The sequence below is a fragment of the Paenibacillus amylolyticus genome (assembly GCF_047302515.1).
Lineage (GTDB): Bacteria > Bacillota > Bacilli > Paenibacillales > Paenibacillaceae > Paenibacillus > Paenibacillus amylolyticus_G.
Genome location: NZ_CP168019.1, coordinates 941349 through 961072 on the forward strand (window position 1 = coordinate 941349; position 19724 = coordinate 961072).

Sequence of the window (19724 nt, forward strand, 5' to 3'; positions counted from 1 at the left end):
GTAGCTCAATAAGGAGGTGATTAGGTATGCATAATCGACTCATTGCAATTATTGGCGCAGGGGTGATGGGATGCGCCACAGCACTGGATGTCGCGAGGGCTGGTTATCGTGTAATTTTGCAGGATATTTCGGCGTCGGTCATCGAACATGCCCCTGATGTTATACGTCGTGAATATCGTTCAGCTTGCTTTCTGAAGCAAGGGTACGGTCAGGTGCCCCTGGATCAGATCATGGAACGAATCTCGTTCCAGACACAAGATGAAGGTGTGGAAGAGGCAAGTATCATTATTGAAAATGTAACCGAGAACCTGGAGTTGAAAAAGGAAGTTTACGCACGACTATACCACAAGGTTCGTCCGGATGCTTTATTTGCGCTAAATACAAGCTGTATTTCCGTGACAAAGCTCGCTTCATTTTTGCCTGACCCAGGTCGAGTCATTGGGGTGCATCTGATGAATCCGGTTCCTGTTAAATCCATGGTGGAGGTGATCAAAGGACATCATACAACACAGGGTACGGAACATGAGATGGTAGCGTTTTTGGAAACTCTTGATAAAAGTCCAGTTGTTATAGAGGATCTGCCCGGGTTTGTCTCTAATCGCCTCTCGCACTTGTTAATGAATGAAGCGGCGTACATTGTACAGGATGGAATCGCTACACCCGAGCAGGTGGACGCCATTATGAAGAAGGGCTTCAATTATCAGATGGGGCCGCTGGAGACGGCGGATCTGATTGGTTTGGATACGGTCGTGCATTCATTGAAAGTATTATACGACAGTTATCAGGACCCCAAATTCCGATGCTGTCCGATGTTGCAGAAAATGGTTGATGCAGGACAGTGGGGGCGGAAGACGGGTCAAGGATTCTATGCCTACTAAGATGAAGGGTGGCATGACCATGGAAAAGCTCAAGGATATCAAGTGTATCGTTTGGGATCTGGACCACACCATATGGGATGGGGTCTTGCTTGAATCTGCAGATGTGCAACTGAAGCCGGGCTTAAAGGAGGTGATTGAAAAACTGGACCAGCGAGGTATTTTGCATTCTGTTGCCAGTAAAAATGATGCAGAGCTGGCTTGGGCGAAACTAAACGAACTGGGCATCGCCGAATATTTTCTGTATCCCGAAATCCATTGGGATGCAAAATCCGTCTCTGTTCAGCGGATTCAGCAGAACATTAATATCGGTATGGATGCCATTCTGTTTGTGGATGATCAACCTTTTGAACTGGAAGAAGTGCAAAGTGTACATGCTGACATCCAGGTACTTCATGCGGATCAATATGAAACCATGCTTGATGACCCAAGGCTGATGCCTCGATTCATTACAGCCGACTCTGCGTGCAGAAGGCAGATGTATCAGGCGGATACACTCCGTAAACAGGCTGAGGAACAGTATGAGGGACCTTCAGAACAATTTCTGGCTACGCTCGGCATGAAATTTTCCATCTACGAGGCTACTGAGGATGATCTTCAACGTGCAGAGGAACTTACCGTTCGCACCAATCAACTAAATGCAACGGGAATTACCTACAGTTACGAGGAGCTGCATCAACTGATGATCTCGCAGGACCATATGTTATTGGTGTGTGAACTCGAAGACAAATACGGGACGTATGGCAAAATTGGGCTTGCACTTATTCACATGCAGCAGAAAGTATGGCGGCTAAACATGCTTCTGATGTCTTGCAGAGTGATGTCCAGGGGAGCAGGGAGTGTACTGCTAACGTATATCATGCGTGAAGCTCAGAAGCAGGGCAAACAGATGCTTGCGGACTTCAAAGATACCGGAAGGAACCGAATGATGAATATCAGCTATCGCTTTGCCGGTTTCAAGCAGCAATCTGCAGATCAGGAAGGAAGAGTACTGTTTTATCATGATTTGCAGCAGGCTGTAGAGTTTCCAGATTACATTGAGGTTTTTGTGCCCGAGGGGCAACATCAATAACAAGGGGGAAGGGCAGTGGATTATCGTCAGGAAATTCGGGAGTTTATCGGGAACAACCTCACCATGGATCATGAGGACACTCAAATTAATGATAATGACAATTATTTTGAGCAGCGGTTCGTCAATTCGCTCTTTGCGATGCGTTTGGTGGACTTTGTAGAGCGTAGATTCCAGATTGAGATAGCAAATGAAGATCTGGATTTGGCTAATTTCTGCACGATTAACCGTTTGCATGATCTTATTGAGAGAAAGTTGACTGAGAAGGAGGCGGCACTATGATTACAGCTAATCAGGCATCCATTCGTCCAGTCACAAGTCCGGCAACCAGCCCGTCCAACAAATATATGTATTTGTTTTTGGGGATTTCCTTTGGCACTTGTTATGGAATCGCAAGTTTGTTCATGTTCTTTGCGGATTTTATTGTACCCATAACAGGTGAGTTAACCTTGATGCATCCACTTGCGATCGTTGCTCTGTATTCACCTTCCATTGCCGGATTAATTACATGTTATGTGATGGGCGGAAAGGAAGCATTAAAAGGAATGTTTATGAAGCTGGTTCCGCGCAGACAGGACCTGTTCTGGATACCGCTCATTATTGGAATTTCCATCATCTTTGCATCAACAATGCACTTTGGTTCCTTGTTATTCGGCATACCGGTCCCTGAACTGACATATAGTGTACCTGAAATGATCTGGTTGGGGATTGTGAATCTGATCAAGGAGACGGGGCTGATTGGTGGGCTGTTTGGCTGGATCGGATTTTTGCTTCCATTCTTGCAAGGGAAGTTAAAAAATAATATAACAAGTGGTCTGATTACCGGCCTGTTGTTCGGATTATGGGTGCTTCCGGGATACTTGATTTCCTCTTTTGGCACCTCAACCACTTACATATACTACGTTGTTCAGCTTATGGCATTTATCGTGTTCCAAAGTTATATCTTCAATGCAACCAAAGGTACACTTCTGTTTTATCTGCTTGCATTCTGGCTTGTGGCCACAGGAAGTCAAATTGATTTGTACTACTTTAATCCGCAAGTTCAAATTATGCAATTCTTCTTTTTTGCAATATCGGCTATTGTCATACATGTCATTTTCAAGCGTAAAAATGTGGATACTTCACTTCAGACATTCCCTGCATATGTTCTGGAAAGAAAGTAAGCCTGGTTATGGTGGTGGATAAGTGATGGAACCGATCTATTTGGAGCAGCTACAAAAGGGGGAGGGAAACAGACAAATGGTCTGTTTTCCTTATCTCGGTGGCAACTCCAACAGTTTTCAGCCCCTAGTGCCGTACCTTCATGACACGGAAATTTGGGCGTTTACGCCCCCGGGTCATGGTCTGAACACCGAAACACCCTTGGAGCATATGCAGCAACTCGTAGAACTGTATACTAGCAAGCTGCTGGATGTTATACAGCCCGGCAGTCTGTTATTTGGACATAGTCTGGGAGGGATTACAGCCTACTTCGTTGCACAACGCTTATGTCAGGAACGTCCAGATGTAGCTAAAACGCTACGTCTTGTGTTATCTGCCTGCAACACGCCTGACGAATGCGGGATGCAGAATTATGATCGGATGTCAGACGAAAATCTGATTGATCATCTGTTTTCCTATGAAGCTCTCCCGCAAGAACTGATACATGAAAAAGAATTGTTGAATTATTTTCTGCCCGTCATCCGGGCGGATTTCAGGATGCTGGAATCTGCAGCAACGCTTGAATATGAGCCGCTCTCATTGCCGGTATTGTATCTGTGGGGAGAACGGGATCGTACTGTTACCCTTCAATCAGCGTTGAGATGGGGCCGATATTTTGGCACATCCATGAAGCTTCAAACCATCAAAGAGGGTGCTCACATGTTCATGATGCATCAACCTTCAACGGTGGCGCACTGTCTGACAAGCTTTATGACTCCAGCTAAATAGGAACAACTTGTAGATGAGAGGAGCCATGTTCGTATATGCTGCTACGAATGCTGAGAAACGATATAACGAGAAAAAAAGGGATTACCGCTGCGTTATTTATTTTTGTACTGCTGGCCGCCTTGCTGGTATCTTCGGGGTCACGAATGATTATGGAACTGACGAGTTCCATCCAATATCTATTTTCTGAATCCAAAACACCACACTTTGTGCAAATGCATGCCGGAGAACTCGATCAGGCCAAAGTGAACACATGGGCTGAAGAAAATGCCATGGTCCAGCAGCATCAGATTGTGGAAATGGTCAACATTGACGGCTCTAATCTGTTTCTCGGAGCAGAGTCCGAAAAGAACAGCGTTATGGACATTGACTTTGTTACACAAAATCAGGGTTTCGACTATTTGTTGAATCTGAACAGTGAGATTATTCAGGTTAACGATGGCGAGATCGCGGTTCCGGTATATTACATGCAGCAAAAAAAATTGAGCGTGGGCGACCAGGTTCGGATCGATAATGGTCAATTTGAGCGTTCTTACACCATCGTTGATTTTGTCCGTGATGCTCAGATGAATCCATCGGTTGTGCACTCCAAACGTTTTATTGTGAGTGCAGGGAATTTGCAGGAACTGAAGCAGAGCATCGGAGAGATGGAGTATCTCATCGAATTCCGGTTGACGGATCCCGGACTGACGAGTGAATTTACCCAAGCTTACCAAAATGCCGGACTTCCCAACGCGGGTCCAGTCGTAACCTATGGGCTGTTCCAGGTACTGAATGCCATGACCGACGGAGTTATTGCAGCCGTTATTATTCTGGTCAGTCTTGTGCTGATTCTGATTGCGATGCTTTGTATCCGATTCACAATGCTTGCGACCATCGAAGAAGATTATCGTGAGATTAGTGTCATGAAAGCGATAGGGATCGCAGAGAAGGATATTAAGAGACTGTATCTGATGAAGTATGTATTTATGGCGGGATTTGCATCCGTGCTTGGTTACATTGCATCACTTGGCGTTAACAGACTATTTGTTTCCAACATCATGTTGTATATGGGAAAAGCACCTGCAACCCTGTTGCATTTCGCGATTCCGTTATTAGCCGCTGGAATAATATTTGCCATGGTTGTTCTGTTCTGTCGAACGGTACTGCGGCGTTTTCGTTCCATCTCCGCGGTGGATGCTCTCCGTACCGGGAGCCTGGGAGATACGCAGATCATTCGAAACCGGCTCAGTTTGTCCCGCAATCGCTGGTCTTCCGTACCTGTCTTTCTTGGTCTGAAGGAAGTGATACAGCGAATCAAGATGTTCCGATTATTGTTGTTCGTCTTTGTAGTCAGTTCATTTATCATGATTGTGCCGGTCAATTTCCTGAACACTTTGCAGGCGCCAAGTTTTATCTCTTATATGGGTGTTGGACAAAGTGATATTCGCATTGACTTGAGGCACACAGACGATGTGGAGCAGCGTTATGACAATCTGGTTGCCCAGATCCAAAATGATAAAGACATCAAAGCGTATTCCCCATTGGTAACAAGCCAGTTCAAGATTAAAAATGCGGAAGGAAGTTACGACAATCTGAGTGTAGAAACTGGGGATTTCAGTATTTTCCCATTGTCTTATGTTAGCGGTAATGCGCCAACAACCGAGAATGAAATTGCGTTATCTGATGCAAACAGTAGCGAGCTGCGCCTGAAGACTGGTGAGCAACTTACCTTGCTGGTTAATGGCAAGGACCAGATGATGACGGTCAGTGGAATATACCAGGACGTTACGAATGGTGGAAAAACGGCGAAGGCCTTATTGCCCTACAACAAGGATAGTGTGTTGTGGTACGTGGTTAGTTTGGATCTGAATAATCGCGGGGACATGGCTACCAAAATTGCTGAATATGAGGCGGCTTTCTCGCCAGCCAAAGTAACCGATCTTCAAGGTTATCTGGATCAGACGTTAGGCGGAACCATCGAACAATTGAAATTGGTGACGATGCTGGCCTTGGTCATCGGTGTCTTCATATCTATTTTAATTACAGCACTGTTCCTTCAGATGTTAGTAGCCAAGGACAACAACGACATTGCTGTACTAAGAAGTCTCGGGTTTGCCTTGTCTAAAATCAAGTTCAAGTATGTCGTGATGTCACTTGTCATATTAATCTTAGGGGTTGTTACTGGAACGATATTGTCCAATACGTTGGGTCCGTTGCTGGTTAGTGCCATTATGTCGACGTTCGGTGCTTCCAATATTGTTTTTGTTGTTAACCCGTTACAGGCATATGTTTTGTGTCCATTGTTACTTGCAGGCACGATTGTACTAACAGCATGGATAAGCATCCAATCGATCAAGGAAACGAGCATATCCAAAATGATTGTCGAATAGGGAGGATCAACGATGACAACTATACTTGAGGCTAAAGACGTGAATAAATCCGTAGCGATCGGCGAGAATGAAGAACATAACATCTTGAAAGATATCAACCTTCAATTAAAAAAGGGAGAATTTGTTTCCATCATGGGGCCATCTGGCTCAGGCAAGTCTACCTTACTGTACAACATAAGTGGTATGGATCAGATTAGTGCTGGAAGTGTCTATTTTAATGGCAAAAAAATATCGGCATTTGAGGAGAGGGATCTGGCAAGTCTACGTTTGACCAAGATGGGATTCATCTTTCAAAATATTCATCTGCTCAAGAATCTGAATCTATTAGACAATATCGTACTTTCCGCGTATCTGGCCAAGAATAGCAGCAGAGAAACGATTAATACACGGGCGATGTCATTAATGAAAAAAATGGGGATTGATGAGCTGGCTGGGCATAACATCACCCAAGCCTCAGGCGGACAGCTTCAACGGATTGCCATCTGCCGTGCGCTGATTAATAATCCAGATATTTTATTCGGCGATGAACCAACGGGGGCGCTGAATTCCAAATCAACGTATGAGATCATGGATATTCTGGGCGATATTAATGCAACGGGTACAACCATTCTCCTGGTGACCCATGATGTGAAAGTCGCTGCCAGATCGGAACGTGTACTGTTTATGATGGACGGTAAGCTCGTTGCAGACAGAAATATTGGAAAATATGCAAGAGAGCGTCAGGATCTAAAAACAAGGGAAAGCCATTTGGCGCAATGGTTGACTGAAATGGGGTTCTAAAAAAAGAACTCCATGACTACAATAGACCGACAGTCGGTCGAACGTATCGGAGGCCAGGATATGAGACTGATCAAAAACCCGGAAGAACGCAGGAACGAGATTTTGGATGCCGCCGAGATTCTGTTCATAACAAAGGGGTACACCAAAGCTACGGTCATGGATATCCTACAGGCGTGCAACATTGCCAAGGGTACATTTTATTATTATTTTCAATCCAAGGAAGAGGTTATGAACGCCATCGTTATGCGTTTTATTCTGAGCGGGGAGGCATCAGCCAGGCACGTGGTGTCCAACCCCAAACTGAACGCCCATGACAAAATTTTTCGCATCATGATGGCGCAGAATCAGCCAGACGGCAGAAAACATGATCTCATCGAGCAATTGCACAGTGTTCATAATGTGGAGATGCACCAAAAGAGTCTTGTAGAGACGGTAATTCGATTAAGTCCCATCTTGGCCGAGGTGGTAGAGCAGGGCATTCAGGAGGGGGTATTTCATACACCTAACCCAAAGGAATCCATCGAATTCCTGCTCGTATCGTCACAATTTTTGCTGGATCGAGGCATCTTTCAATGGGAGGAGGAAGAACTCCAAAAAAAGGTTGAAGCATTCACACATATTATGGAACGTGTGCTGGGAGCAGAAAAAGGAAGCTTCGCCTACGTCACTCGTCTTTATTTTCCGAATCAAGGTTAGCCGAGAAAGGAGTATCATCCATGGAACATACCGTTCAAAAATCATTTAAAAAGTTTCTGGTCGTATGGTTCGGTCAGCTCATCTCCATGATTGGGATTGGACTTACTGCCTTCTCCCTGGGGGTGTATGCCTTCGAAAAAACGAATACAGCAACAAGTGTTGCATTGATTACCTTATTCACGTTTTTGCCGAATATCCTGCTTCGACCTATTGGAGGGGTACTGGCCGACCGATTCGACCGTCGAACGATGATGATTATCGGCGACCTGGGGTCGGCAGCCGGTTTGATTTTCATTCTGTCCATTATGCTCACAGGTGATATCCAATTATGGCATATCTATGTGGGAGTGGCCTTTAGTTCGGTGTTTTCCGCGTTGCAGAGCCCGGCATATAAGGCCTCTGCTACGGATCTGCTGGATAAGGATCAATTCTCAAAAGGAAGCGGTCTTGTACAACTGGCTGAATCATCGAAGTTTCTATTTTCACCCATCATTGCGGGCATTCTGCTTAGTATAACAACCATTGAAGTCATTCTGGTCATTAATATTCTGACATTCCTGGTTGCCATTCTGGCTGTGCTGGTTATTCGGAAGAGCATGAAGGTGGAGCGAGAGGATCGAGAAGGAAAAAACTGGATCACCGATATTCAAGAGGGCTGGAGAGAAGTTGTAACCAACAAGGGAGTACTGTTGCTGGTGGTGATTATTTCACTTGTCACCTTTTATCTGGGATTCCTGGAGACACTCATTGGTCCGATGCTTCTGTCATTCACGGATGCAAAGACACTTGGAACGTTTCAGTCTGTTAGCGCCATCGGCATGCTGATTAGCAGCTTGTGCATCGGCATATTTACAATAACAAAGAGATACGCAAGTGTGCTTGTGATGGGTCTGATTTTGTGCGGTTTGTCCTTTTCACTTCTGGGGATATCCACTAACATTTATTTTATTATCTTCGCAGGTTTTCTGTTCCTGTCATCACTGCCGTTTGTCAATATGAGCGCAGATGTACTGGTGCGAAACAATATCGCCAACGATAAGCAGGGCAGGGTATGGGGAATCATTGGTATTCTGTCACAACTCGGGTTTATTATCGCGTACAGTTTGGCTGGTTTTCTGGCCGACCATGTGTTTAATCCGTTACTGATGGAGGGGGGAGCACTGGCTTCGTCTGTTGGTCAAATTATTGGAACTGGGCCAGGCAGAGGTATTGCCTTTCTGTTTATCATCGCGGGTCTGTTTGTTATTCTGATCGCAATAATCACATCCCGTTTGAAAATGATCAAATCTCTGGAGCAGAGCCCAGATATAACAGCTCCATCCGATGTTGGCGGGTTGGCGCACGATTAATTCGAATCCAACAGCGTAAGCCCTTGTCCGCAGCAGCGTGTGATACTTCTTCTGTACGAAGAAGTTATTCACACGATGAGCAGACAAGGGCTTTTTTGTGCTGAGGAGTCAGAAGACGTACTTAGACAAGAGTGTTTGTGTATTTGGATTGTCGGTGGAGCTTACCCTTTAACCGCCCCTGAAGTTAGTCCGCCTACAATATACTTTTGCCCAATGAGGAACACAATCAACACAGGCAATGACGTGAGCACGATATCGGCACTGACCAGATTCCACTGGGCACTGAATTGTCCAAAGAAGTTATATACAGCCAGCGTCATCGGCCACATCTCCACTGTATTCAGCATATAGAGTGGGGCAGTAAACTCATTCCAGACACTCAGGAAATTAAGAACAAATACCGTTACCAGCACCGAGGTTAACAAAGGTACAATGATTCGCAGGAACAGCTTGATCCCATTACATCCGTCCATGATCGCGGCTTCATCCAGCTCCTTCGGGATGTTAGACACAAACGCATACGTAATGAACAGCGAGATTGGAATACCCATAGCCGTATATAGCAGAATCATGCCGACATGTGAATTGATCATACCCATGGACTTCATGACTTCCATCAGCGGAATGTAGTTGAGCGGCAGTGTGATACCAAGAATTAGGAAAAAGTACAGAAACTTGCTGAGCTTCGAATGGTTGCGGGATAACGTGAAGGCTGAGAAGGCCACAACAAACACCAATAGCAGGGAAGAGGCCCCGGAATGCAGCAGACTGTTGAAAAAAGAACCGCCCAAATGTCCCTGTTCATAGACGATTTTGTAATTTTCGAAAATAAACTTCTCGGGCAACGTCAGTTTAAGCACTTTGGCCTCGGCGTCAGACTTGAATGAATTCAGTACAATGACGACAAAAGGAATCAGGACCACCAGGCTGAGCAGCCAGGCGAGAGCATTTAACCCGATGGAAGCGAGTCTTTTTCTCAATCGCATGTCAGTATTCCACCTTTCGGTTCATCAAACGAATGATGAAAAAGGAGATGATCGCCATGATGACAAACAGAATGGTAGATAGCGCACTTCCCAGTCCCCAATACCCTTTGGCAAAAGAGGAATAGACCGCCGTGTTAATCACATCTGTCGCGTTACCGGGGCCACCATTGGTTAACACGTATACGGCATCGAAAACTCTCAGCCCATATGTAATATTAAGCACCGTGGCGATGGTAATGGTAGGCATCAGCATCGGAATCGTGATTCGGAACAGCTTCTGCCCGAACCCGGCGCCATCAATGGATGCTGCCTCGTAATAATCGCGGGGGATGGCGAGCAGTCCGGCGATGAACAGCACCATGATGTACCCCATGCCTTTCCACGTGTCCACTGCCATGATGGATGGCATGGCCCAGGTCAGGGAACCCAGCCAATTCTGTGCGAGAACGTCCAGTCCCATGGAACGCAGGGTCACGTTAACGAACCCATTGTTGGGATCGAGTAGACTTTTGAACACAAGCCCAACAATGAGGAACGATAGCACCTGTGGGGAGAAGATGATCATCCGATGCAGATTGGCGGCCTTTACACCGCTGACCAGCAGCAGGGCCAGAAACAAGCCGAGAACCGTCTTGGCGATGGATGTAACGAGGGTGAACAGGACTGTATTTTTGATAAAAAGAAGATAGGTCGGATCACCCGCCAGAATGGTGCGGAAATGCTCCAGACCGATAAAGTTCTTCTCCGAACTATAACTGTTCCAGTCGGTGAAGGAATAATAGATGCCCAGCAGGGCGGGAGCGACGATGAACAGCAGATATAACACAATCGCTCCAGATGAGAAATACCAGGGATAGATTTTGTTTGCATTCATAATCCGTAACACCTTTCCTTCCTGCCAAAATACACAAGCGGGCAAATGCCCGCTGCATGTAACGCTGTTCAGCGTTTATATTTATCTGAAATATGCGCTGTTACTGCCACTTCTCATCTTTCAGCACTTTGGCTTGTTCAGCCCGGCGTTTATCAATGTTTTGCAGAATCTGATCCGGTGTCATTGCACCGGCGAACATACCTGATAAGTCCTTGCCAATATCCATCCATTGTGGATCGATATATTTCACAGCGGCCTGCATGACCGTACCTTTTTCATGATTTTTCTCATAATCAATATAATCCTGTGTCAGCTTTGGTTCGATTTCCGGCCAGCAGATCGTCAGGTTGCCTTCACCTTCATCGAACACACGTTGCAGATGATCATGCTCGGTAATCCAGCGGAAGAATTTCAGCACTTCTTCGGGATGTTTACTGTTTTTGTTACCAAACATCGCAGCCGATCCGCCCGGATTCACACCAATCGTTTGATTATCTCCCCACGGCATGACGAAGAATCCCATATTGTCTTCCATTTCCGGATACGCTTCGGAAACTTCCTTTTCCGTCCCTGGCACCCGCAGCAGCATAGCCGCTTTCTCCTGACCAAACGCCTCAATTCCCGCTTCTACCGTATTGGACAAGAAGTCTTTGCCGAAATAACCGAGATCCGCAAATTCTTTCAACTGTTCAATGACCGTCTTAAGCTGTGTCATATCAGCTACTTTCATCTCATTATTGTTTAATTTCTCATAGGTTCCCGCTGTTGTTTGCTCATAGTTAGGCCCCGTTTCGAACAAAGGCAGAACCTGATACCACCCGCTGGCAGGTGCCTGATAGAACGGAATAATATCTTTATCCTTAATTTTCTGGCTGATTGCCTTGAATTCGGCATAGGATGTAGGAGGCTCTATGCCGAGCTCTTGGAAGATACGTTTGTTATAGTACACATACCAGATTTTCGTTGGCGCAAAAGAAACCCCGTACACCTTGTCATTGTGACTGACGGTTGGCAAAATCTCTTCAGACATCCGACCTGTGAATTCCTCATTGGTCAGGTCAATGGCATTTTCCTCCGGTCTTACGTTAGCCGGCATGCTCAGTGGGTCCACATCGACATTAAAAATGTCAGGTGCTTCGCCAGAGGCAAGCTTCACCTTGATCAGGTCACGCCACTGTGCGTCGGGTACGACCTGAAAGTCGATTTTGACACCCGTCTCCTGCTCATATTCCTTGGCCATCGTCTGCATGATGCCTGTACGCGGAATACCGGATTGACTTGTTCCAAACGTGAGAGTCACCTTACCCGAACCTTCCGTACTTTTACCTGAGTTGCACCCGGCAAGCAGCAGAGTGGAGAGCAGGAGCACACTTGCAAGCGAAAATAGAAATCGTTTTCTCATCATTGAACCTCCCGGAATATAAAGAAAATTGTCACTTGCCGAAACGCTTAATGTAAGCGTATTCTTATGTGGATAACTTTACTGCGAACAAGGGATGTGCTCAATAGACAAAAGCGTTCTGTTGGGTGGACATTTTCGAATGGTGTGACAGATATCATCATAGGACGAGGTGTGAGGGAATTGCGATATCGATTTGGAACGCTTCAGCAAAGTCTGTTTGCCTATTACTCTGCGGTATTTATTATCTTTTCGCTGATTGTGGCGGGGCTTCTGTATGTTTTTCTCGCAAGTGACATTCGTCAGCGAAGTGAAGAACAGCAGAGACAACTGGGGGTATCAATCGTCAGTAACCTGGATCAGGAAGTGGTGAAAATGAACAACTTCTCCATGAATATTGTGTACTCCAATCTGGTCAAAGAACACTTCAGTCACTACTTGGCACCAGCGGAGGATAGCGAGCAGACAATGACGAGTGACCCCGCATTGTATAAGGATACAACCACACTAATTGATGTCATTCTCGCGATCATCAGCAGCTCCAATACAGCCAAACAGGCCAATATCTATGATGTGAATGGCAAGATGCTGGGAGCGGGTGCATTCAACGGTCAACTGTCGGTAGACCTGACTCAGCGACCGTGGTACAAGGAAACCTGGGAGCGGAGTGGCTGGCGAGTGATCCAATTGTTAGAGGGCGGAGCCTTGCCCATGCCGACCGGTGAGGGGAAATCGGATCAACCCTACATTTCTCTTACCCGTGTATACAAAGATGGCAATTATGTCAGCCAAGGCGTCGTTGAGATTTTGCAGGATGCCGGAACCCTGTTTAAGCATTTGAATGAATTGCAGACAAATAACGACGATCTTCGGATCTATGTAGTGGATGAACAAAATACAAGGTTGTTTCCACTTTCTTCGGATGCCGATGCTTCTCCAGCAGGCCATTTCGATGATGTGGACTTGATTCAAAATCTTTCATTTCCGCCTGATACGATGCAGGAGACCACCGATCCTTTGAGTCAGTCCAAACAAATGATGACGTACATGACGTCACAGGAGACGGGATGGACCGTTATTGTCATGCAGTCCAAACAGTCCCTTTTTGCGAGTCTCAACCGGATGGCTGTGATGTTTATCGGTGCGACGTTTGCTACTCTCATGCTGATTCTGATTCTCTCGTATCTGATCTCCAAACGGGTTACTTTGCCGCTGCATCGTTTGCAGCGCATTATTCTCAAAACGGGTGAGAATGATCTGCTATCGGGTCAGGATTCGGGTCAGTTGTTCAAGCTGGAGCATCCCGGTTCTATTCGGGAGATGGATGAGCTGAATGATACGTTTATCCGGCTGAATCAACAGCTTGTGCAATCGTTTCAGGACAGGCTGGCGATGAAATCTCAGGAGACAGAAGCGAGATTACTGGCGCTGCAATCCCAGATGAACCCGCATTTTCTCTATAACAACATCACTAATATTAGCATCATGGCGGAAGAGGGCATGAATGAGCAGATTGTCGCGTTCTGCGCCAATATTGCGTCTATGCTGCGTTATATTTCTACTCCGGGTAAGAACGGGGTTCCCCTGTCTCAAGAATTGGATTATTGTGAACGATATCTGGAGTGTATGAAGATTAGGTTTGAGGATGATCTACACTACGAGTTTCATATTCCGGAAGAGATGAAGTATATCCAGGTTCCGATGCTGATGGTACAACCACTACTCGAAAATGCCATGAAATATGGATTGGGTGATACCCCTCCATGGAAACTAAATATTACTGGAGATATGGATGCAGTGCAGCAGACCTGGCAGATCCACGTGGAAGACAACGGACCTGGCATGGAACCCGAGGCACTTGCCAAGATCATGCATTACATCGAACAGTCACAGGAGTGGGAGCGTATGCCTGACCTTGAAATTAACGGCATGGGACTCAAAAATATCTGGGTCCGATTGAAATTATGGTATGGCACGGCAGCCCACATGCAGATCACGAACAAGCCTTCCGGCGGTGTCCAGATTACCATAGGTGGTTCCATTCGAAAGGAGCATGACTGAACCCGTGACAATCAAATATAGAACGATTATTGTGGAAGATGAAGCCCTGATTCGCCGGAATGTCTCACGCAAATTCAGAGAGTTGGACACCCGGTTCGAGGTGATCGGTGAAGCGCGGAACGGTCAGGAAGCGTTACAGCTGATCGAACAGTCCGTACCTGATCTGGTTGTAACCGATATTCAGATGCCGGTGATGAATGGATTGGAACTTGCCAAACATCTGTATTTTGCCTATCCGCATGTGAAAATTGTCATTCTGAGTGGTTATCATGAATTCGAATATGCACGGCAGGCGATCAGTTACAAGGTGGAGGATTATCTGCTCAAACCATTATCGGAAGAACAGCTTCGTACACTGCTGGATGCGATGGAATTGAAGCTTGGGAGCGCTGTGGATTCGCTTGCCCATGTCAGTGCCGTGCTGGATGAGCAGGTGAAGCCAGAGGATATCGCAGAGGCCATTAAGTTGTATTTGAAGCAGAATTACATGCATGAGATTACACTCCAGGACATGGCGGGACAGTTGCATTTTAGTGTGGACTATCTGGGAAAGTGTTTTAAGAAAGTAACGGGCGAGACTCCGCTGAAATATATGACAGGTCTGCGGATTAATGAAGCAAAGCGTATGCTCGGCACTCACGAGAATATGGATATCAAGACTATTGGTGGAGCGGTAGGGTATAGTGATTCCCACTATTTCAGCCGGATCTTCAAAAACAAAACGGGCATGTACCCTAGCGAGTATCGACTGCAATTGCAAGAACGAAAAAAAGCCCTGTCCATGGATGATGAGAACCATGTTGACTTGAGCTGATCATTGGGCCAGAGCTTCTTCGGTTATTTTGCGAATATCAAACGGGGAGCGGATACCTTCTTCGATCATGTCGGGGAGAATCTGTTCCAGGAAATACTGCACACAGTGGAGGTCGATATTTTTGATTTTGACCAAGGCATAACGGTACATAACGATAAATTCTTTCTCCGTATTGCCACGTTGGAGCTCAGCAAAGGCTTCATATACTTGATCCATTTTGTCTGCGACTTCGAGAATCAGTCCTTCAACCGATTGGTCTTTGCCCTCACGCAGCTGTCTGCGGAATATAGACTGGAACTCTTCAGGAATATTTTCATTAATAAAATGTTCAACCATGCCTTCTTCCACCTTTTGCAGCATCGAACGCAGCTCCAGTGAATAATGTTTGACGGGTGTTTTGATATCACCGATGAAGATTTCGCCATAATCATGACTGCTGGTGATTTCGTATAACTTCTTCCAATCGATTGTGGTTCCATGTTGCTCCTCAATATCTGCGAGCGTTTTGGCGTACTGTACCACTTTCCAGGAATGAGCGGATACGCTGTGTTCTTCGAATTTGAATTTGCCAGGTGTACGAATAATACGTTCAAGATCATTCAGTGACCTGAAGTACGTATGAATTCCCATAAGAAGAGATCATCCTTTACAAGTTAGGTGGGCGTATACACTGACTATACTTCAGTTATATTAACCACGGATTAACGATGTATACATTGAATGTAAAATGAAGCCAGAAAGCCACGATGGGTGACTGAACGTGAGTTCGTCATCCATCGTGGCTTCATCTGTGCAAATGTTATGCTACCTAACGTAGATAAGTGCAATAGATCAACTATTATGCCTTTTTACGTACCGGAGAAGTATACCAGTACGCCATTCCAACAAAGAGGGCACCACCGATGATATTACCAAGCGTTACCGGAATCATGTTGTGGAACCAGCCTGCCAGAGTAATGGTATCCGGGTGGTTTGGCAGCAGCCAGGATAAAGAGAGCAAAGTCATATTGGCAACACTGTGCTCATACCCACTTGCAATAAAGGCGTATAGACACCACCAGATGAGAGCAATTTTGGCGATATCTTCTTTGGAGCGAGCTGCCATCCAGATCGCCAGACAGACGAGCCAGTTACAGAGAATGCCTCGGAAGAACAACTCAGACACAGGCGCCGCCATCTTTTTGGCAGAGACAACGAATAACAGATGTTCCGGTGTGGCCGTTTTGAACAGACCGCTACCGACAATGAGTAGACTTAATAGAATTGCGCCGAGCAGGTTACCAACAAAGACGAGCCCCCAGTTCTTCAGCGTTTCGTTCACTGTGGTTCGGCCAGCCAGCGTACTCATGGTAAAGAACATATTGTTACCTGTGAAAAGTTCTGATCCGGCAAAAATGACCAGCGTGAGCGCGAGTCCGAAGGACATGCCCATCAACATAGTTTGCAGTGGTGACTGCGCCGCAAGGAGCGGAGCACCGATACTGAAGATCAGTACGATGCCAAGCCCTACATAGGCACCCGCCATTAAGGCGGCAACCATGTAGCGTGAAAGATTTGAGTTCATCTGATCCCGTTTTTTAACCGCAGCTTCAATAATTCCCTCGACACTTGGTGTATACATCACGGTTTCCCCCATTATTTTGCATCAATCTTTGAACGTTTCGATGGAGCTATATTTCAATCCAGACTTGGCCGTTCTCTACCTTCACCGGATACATTTGCACTTGCCCATTGTCGGGTGCTTGCACAACACCGGTAGTCAGGTCAATTTTCCAATCATACAGCGGATCGTACAGATAATGCCCGGACACGATGCCTTCAGCCAGCGGCCCACCCTTGGGGTGGGGGTTGTGATTATCAGCGGCGAAGATGGTACCATCCGATGCACGAAAGACAGCAAGCTGATGGTCCTTAATCTCAACTACTCTTCCGATTCGTGGCAGGAATTCTTCAACTACTCCGGCAGGGAAGTAGGTGCCTGATTGTTTTGTCGTCATCTTAAATCACTCCTTATCTATATTTAACATTCCGGCAGTATTATCTTGCGAGCTTACTTATGGACGAGCCGATACTTCGATTCCATGGAACATTTTACTTTGGCCTTCTTCATTGCGAATCGCTTTTTGCCAAGGTTCTTCAACATGCTCAAGTGCAAATTCAATCCGCTGCATCAACGCTTTACGTTCCTCAAGGTTATCCACAACAACCGAACGAATATGCTCCAGGCCCATGCGTTCCACCCACTCGGAAGTCCGTTCCAGATAGTTACCTGCCTCGCGGTAATATTGCATGATGGCGCCGCACAGTTCGATCAACTCTTCATCCGTTTTTACTTTGCACAGGGAATCAGCAAGTCTCGCTTTAATACCGCCGTTACCGCCGATAAAGATCTCCCAGCCGCCGTCGTTACCTACGATACCGATATCTTTGGTACATGCTTCTGCACAGTTCCGCGGACAACCGTTGACAGCATATTTAAACTTGGCTGGCAGATCCAGACGTTCGAATTTACGTTCGATGCGAGCACCCATGGCCATGGAATCCTGTGTACCGAATCGGCAGAATTGGGAACCGACACATGTTTTGACTGTACGCAGCGATTTGGCGTATGCATAACCTGAAGGCATATCCAGTTCTGCCCAGACTTTAGTTAGATCTTCTTTTTTGACACCAATCAAGTCGAGACGCTGACCGCCAGTCACTTTGACTGCTTTCACATCATATTTGACCGAAACGTCAGCGATACGTTTGAGGTCCGCTGGTGTAGTCACCCCGCCATACATCCGAGGTACAACCGTATACGTTCCATCCTTTTGAATATTCGCGTTCATACGTTCATTAACAAAACGGGATTCTTTCTCATCTTCGTGAGTATCCGGTGCAATCATGCCAAGGTAATAGTTGATCGCCGGACGACATTTGGAACAACCTTCAGGTTGACTCCAACCCAGTACATTCATGACCTCTTTGGTCGTTTGTAATCCTTTTTCACGAATCTCGGCTACGATTTCATCTCGACCCATGGAAGTACATCCGCAGATGCCCTGTTTGGCTCCAGTACTGAAACTGTCTCCAAGTACATATTGCAGAATCTGTTCCACAACCGGTTTACACCCACCGCAAGAGCGTGTTGCACCGGTACAGGCTTTGATTTCATCTACGCTGGTAAGTCCTTGATTTGTAATGACATCAACAATGGTTCCTTTGGTTACACCGTTACATCCACAGACAATTTCGTCTTCCGCCATCATTTCTACAGAGGTGGTTTTCTTATGACCGCCGCAGCCTGTACCCATGAGTGAACCATACAATTCCTCGGTCATTTCGGTTTGATTTTTAATCAGTTTCTGCAATTCGGCAGAATCCGTAATGTCACCGAAGAGAACAGCGCCGACCATTTTATTATCACGAAGCAGAATTTTTTTGTAAGTCCGTTTCCAGTCATCTTTGTGCGAAATGACGGTGTGCTCTGGGCTGTCGATGAATTCACCGGTTGAAAAGACATCTACACCCGAAATTTTCAATTTCGTGGATACAACTGAACCTTCATAAGGAGCGGTCTCCACACCGCAGATATGTTTCGCCAGAATCATACCTTGCTCGAACAATGGGGCAACGAGGCCGTAACATACCCCGCGGTGCTCTGTACATTCCCCGACCGAGTACACATTCTCAAGTGAAGTCTGCATATAGTCATTCACGACAATACCCCGGTTCACTTCCATACCGCTTTCACGGGCTACAGCCGTATTGGGTTTAATGCCTACAGCCATGACCACAAAATCAACATTCAGAACCGTATCATCTGCAAAACGTATCCCTTCAACGCGTTCGCCGCCCAGCAGTTCGGAAGTCTGCGCACCCATCTTGAACCGGATACCCTGACGTTCGAGTTCTGCCTTCAACATGGCTGAAGCTTGTGGATCAAGCTGACGCTCCATCAGATCTTCCATCAGATGCACTACAGTAACTTCCATGCCAAGTTGTACCAATCCTTTGGCAGCTTCAAGGCCTAGCAGTCCGCCCCCGATAACGGCCGCTCGTTTATACTGCTTAGCAGCTTCCAGCATGACATTGCAATCGGCGGTATCGCGGAAACCGACAACACCTTCTTTGTCATGTCCTGGTACAGGGAGAATGAAGGAGTTGGAGCCAGTCGCAATGATGATTTTGTCATAAGGAACGAGAGTTCCATCTTCAGTCACAACTTCGTGTGTCTCGGCATCGATTCGTGTAACCGTTGTGCCTGTGTGCAGCGTAATGCCGTAATCTTCATACCAGTGAAGGTCGTTCAGCACGATATCGTCCAGTGTTTTGCTTCCTTCCAGTACATAAGACAACATAATGCGGTTGTAGTTAGGATAGGGCTCTGTGCCAAAAACGGTAATATCAAATCGCGTAGTTAATTTCAAAATTTGTTCAACCGTACTGATTCCTGCCATTCCGTTACCTATGATAACGAGTTTCTCTTTTTTTCCGTTCATGTGTGTATGCCTCCTTGGATAGACGCTGTACATTACCAA

General features: G+C 46.2%; 18 protein-coding genes. 11 read left to right on the top strand and 7 right to left on the bottom strand.

What is annotated here, in order from left to right:
• The first annotated feature begins 26 nt into the window (after window positions 1-26).
• The 9 genes from ACDJ59_RS04045 to ACDJ59_RS04085 are packed head-to-tail and all read left to right on the top strand — an operon-like array spanning window position 27 to window position 9067.
• Window positions 27-878 carry a 3-hydroxyacyl-CoA dehydrogenase family protein gene (locus ACDJ59_RS04045; RefSeq protein WP_211080858.1) on the top strand — a complete coding sequence of 284 codons (852 nt, stop codon included), beginning with the start codon at window positions 27-29 and terminating at the stop codon, window positions 876-878.
• Window positions 868-1947, top strand: coding sequence for an HAD-IIIC family phosphatase (locus ACDJ59_RS04050; RefSeq protein ID WP_413407765.1), 1080 nt, complete (start codon window positions 868-870; stop codon window positions 1945-1947). Before ACDJ59_RS04045 ends, ACDJ59_RS04050 begins: the two co-directional genes overlap by 11 nt.
• Window positions 1948-1962: 15 nt before the next feature.
• Complete coding sequence (locus ACDJ59_RS04055) at window positions 1963-2226, top strand: acyl carrier protein (RefSeq protein ID WP_017687156.1); 264 nt, start codon at window positions 1963-1965, stop codon at window positions 2224-2226.
• Window positions 2223-3107: a hypothetical protein gene (locus tag ACDJ59_RS04060; RefSeq protein ID WP_017687157.1), complete on the top strand. Its 885-nt coding sequence runs from the start codon at window positions 2223-2225 to the stop codon at window positions 3105-3107. The genes ACDJ59_RS04055 and ACDJ59_RS04060 overlap by 4 nt, the downstream gene beginning before the upstream one ends.
• Window positions 3108-3132: 25 nt before the next feature.
• The gene (locus ACDJ59_RS04065; protein WP_413407766.1) at window positions 3133-3873 is read left to right on the top strand and encodes a thioesterase II family protein; all 741 of its coding nucleotides are present in this window, start codon (window positions 3133-3135) and stop codon (window positions 3871-3873) included.
• Between the two features lie 35 nt (window positions 3874-3908).
• Entirely contained in the window at window positions 3909-6242 is a 2334-nt protein-coding gene (locus ACDJ59_RS04070; protein ID WP_413407767.1) for an ABC transporter permease, read from the top strand.
• A 12-nt stretch (window positions 6243-6254) separates the two neighbouring features.
• Window positions 6255-7022 carry an ABC transporter ATP-binding protein gene (locus ACDJ59_RS04075; RefSeq protein WP_047843824.1) on the top strand — a complete coding sequence of 256 codons (768 nt, stop codon included), beginning with the start codon at window positions 6255-6257 and terminating at the stop codon, window positions 7020-7022.
• 60 nt (window positions 7023-7082) lie between these two features.
• Entirely contained in the window at window positions 7083-7718 is a 636-nt protein-coding gene (locus tag ACDJ59_RS04080; RefSeq protein ID WP_413409718.1) for a TetR/AcrR family transcriptional regulator, read from the top strand.
• A 20-nt stretch (window positions 7719-7738) separates the two neighbouring features.
• A complete protein-coding gene (locus ACDJ59_RS04085; RefSeq protein ID WP_036668528.1) occupies window positions 7739-9067 on the top strand; it encodes an MFS transporter in 1329 nt (442 codons plus the stop codon).
• A gap of 161 nt (window positions 9068-9228) precedes the next feature.
• Here ACDJ59_RS04085 and ACDJ59_RS04090 read toward each other — a convergent pair whose 3' ends face one another.
• The 3 genes from ACDJ59_RS04090 to ACDJ59_RS04100 all read right to left on the bottom strand — a co-directional run bounded on the left by ACDJ59_RS04090 (window position 9229) and on the right by ACDJ59_RS04100 (window position 12332).
• Window positions 9229-10053, bottom strand: a complete 825-nt coding sequence (locus tag ACDJ59_RS04090) for a carbohydrate ABC transporter permease (protein WP_133385583.1) — start codon at window positions 10051-10053, stop codon at window positions 9229-9231.
• Window position 10054: 1 nt separating this feature from the next.
• Complete coding sequence (locus tag ACDJ59_RS04095) at window positions 10055-10927, bottom strand: carbohydrate ABC transporter permease (protein ID WP_017687164.1); 873 nt, start codon at window positions 10925-10927, stop codon at window positions 10055-10057.
• A 100-nt stretch (window positions 10928-11027) separates the two neighbouring features.
• Complete coding sequence (locus tag ACDJ59_RS04100; protein ID WP_244898192.1) at window positions 11028-12332, bottom strand: ABC transporter substrate-binding protein; 1305 nt, start codon at window positions 12330-12332, stop codon at window positions 11028-11030.
• Between the two features lie 168 nt (window positions 12333-12500).
• Between ACDJ59_RS04100 and ACDJ59_RS04105 the strand changes: the two genes are divergently transcribed.
• Both ACDJ59_RS04105 and ACDJ59_RS04110 read left to right on the top strand, forming a co-directional pair.
• Complete coding sequence (locus tag ACDJ59_RS04105; protein WP_413407768.1) at window positions 12501-14387, top strand: cache domain-containing sensor histidine kinase; 1887 nt, start codon at window positions 12501-12503, stop codon at window positions 14385-14387.
• Between the two features lie 4 nt (window positions 14388-14391).
• Window positions 14392-15201, top strand: a complete 810-nt coding sequence (locus ACDJ59_RS04110; RefSeq protein WP_413407769.1) for a response regulator transcription factor — start codon at window positions 14392-14394, stop codon at window positions 15199-15201.
• Here the strand turns inward: ACDJ59_RS04110 and ACDJ59_RS04115 are convergent, their stop codons facing one another.
• The 4 genes from ACDJ59_RS04115 to nirB form a co-directional block, all read right to left on the bottom strand.
• Window positions 15202-15831: a YfbR-like 5'-deoxynucleotidase gene (locus ACDJ59_RS04115; protein WP_413407770.1), complete on the bottom strand. Its 630-nt coding sequence runs from the start codon at window positions 15829-15831 to the stop codon at window positions 15202-15204.
• Window positions 15832-16039: 208 nt separating this feature from the next.
• A complete protein-coding gene (locus ACDJ59_RS04120; protein ID WP_413407771.1) occupies window positions 16040-16822 on the bottom strand; it encodes a formate/nitrite transporter family protein in 783 nt (260 codons plus the stop codon).
• 49 nt (window positions 16823-16871) lie between these two features.
• On the bottom strand, window positions 16872-17198 hold the full coding sequence (nirD, locus tag ACDJ59_RS04125; RefSeq protein ID WP_249912119.1) for a nitrite reductase small subunit NirD: 327 nt from the start codon (window positions 17196-17198) through the stop codon (window positions 16872-16874).
• Between the two features lie 57 nt (window positions 17199-17255).
• The gene (gene nirB, locus ACDJ59_RS04130; RefSeq protein ID WP_413407772.1) at window positions 17256-19685 is read right to left on the bottom strand and encodes a nitrite reductase large subunit NirB; all 2430 of its coding nucleotides are present in this window, start codon (window positions 19683-19685) and stop codon (window positions 17256-17258) included.
• Window positions 19686-19724: the final 39 nt, after the last annotated feature.

Coding starts and splice junctions, on each gene's coding strand:
- ACDJ59_RS04045 (WP_211080858.1), top strand. CDS start 27: ATGCATAATCGACTCATTGCAATTATTGGCGCAGGGGTGATGGGATGC.
- ACDJ59_RS04050 (WP_413407765.1), top strand. CDS start 868: ATGCCTACTAAGATGAAGGGTGGCATGACCATGGAAAAGCTCAAGGAT.
- ACDJ59_RS04060 (WP_017687157.1), top strand. CDS start 2,223: ATGATTACAGCTAATCAGGCATCCATTCGTCCAGTCACAAGTCCGGCA.
- ACDJ59_RS04065 (WP_413407766.1), top strand. CDS start 3,133: ATGGAACCGATCTATTTGGAGCAGCTACAAAAGGGGGAGGGAAACAGA.
- ACDJ59_RS04070 (WP_413407767.1), top strand. CDS start 3,909: ATGCTGCTACGAATGCTGAGAAACGATATAACGAGAAAAAAAGGGATT.
- ACDJ59_RS04075 (WP_047843824.1), top strand. CDS start 6,255: ATGACAACTATACTTGAGGCTAAAGACGTGAATAAATCCGTAGCGATC.
- ACDJ59_RS04080 (WP_413409718.1), top strand. CDS start 7,083: ATGAGACTGATCAAAAACCCGGAAGAACGCAGGAACGAGATTTTGGAT.
- ACDJ59_RS04085 (WP_036668528.1), top strand. CDS start 7,739: ATGGAACATACCGTTCAAAAATCATTTAAAAAGTTTCTGGTCGTATGG.
- ACDJ59_RS04090 (WP_133385583.1), bottom strand. CDS start 10,053: ATGCGATTGAGAAAAAGACTCGCTTCCATCGGGTTAAATGCTCTCGCC.
- ACDJ59_RS04095 (WP_017687164.1), bottom strand. CDS start 10,927: ATGAATGCAAACAAAATCTATCCCTGGTATTTCTCATCTGGAGCGATT.
- ACDJ59_RS04100 (WP_244898192.1), bottom strand. CDS start 12,332: ATGATGAGAAAACGATTTCTATTTTCGCTTGCAAGTGTGCTCCTGCTC.
- ACDJ59_RS04115 (WP_413407770.1), bottom strand. CDS start 15,831: ATGGGAATTCATACGTACTTCAGGTCACTGAATGATCTTGAACGTATT.
- ACDJ59_RS04120 (WP_413407771.1), bottom strand. CDS start 16,822: ATGTATACACCAAGTGTCGAGGGAATTATTGAAGCTGCGGTTAAAAAA.
- nirD (WP_249912119.1), bottom strand. CDS start 17,198: ATGACGACAAAACAATCAGGCACCTACTTCCCTGCCGGAGTAGTTGAA.
- nirB (WP_413407772.1), bottom strand. CDS start 19,685: ATGAACGGAAAAAAAGAGAAACTCGTTATCATAGGTAACGGAATGGCA.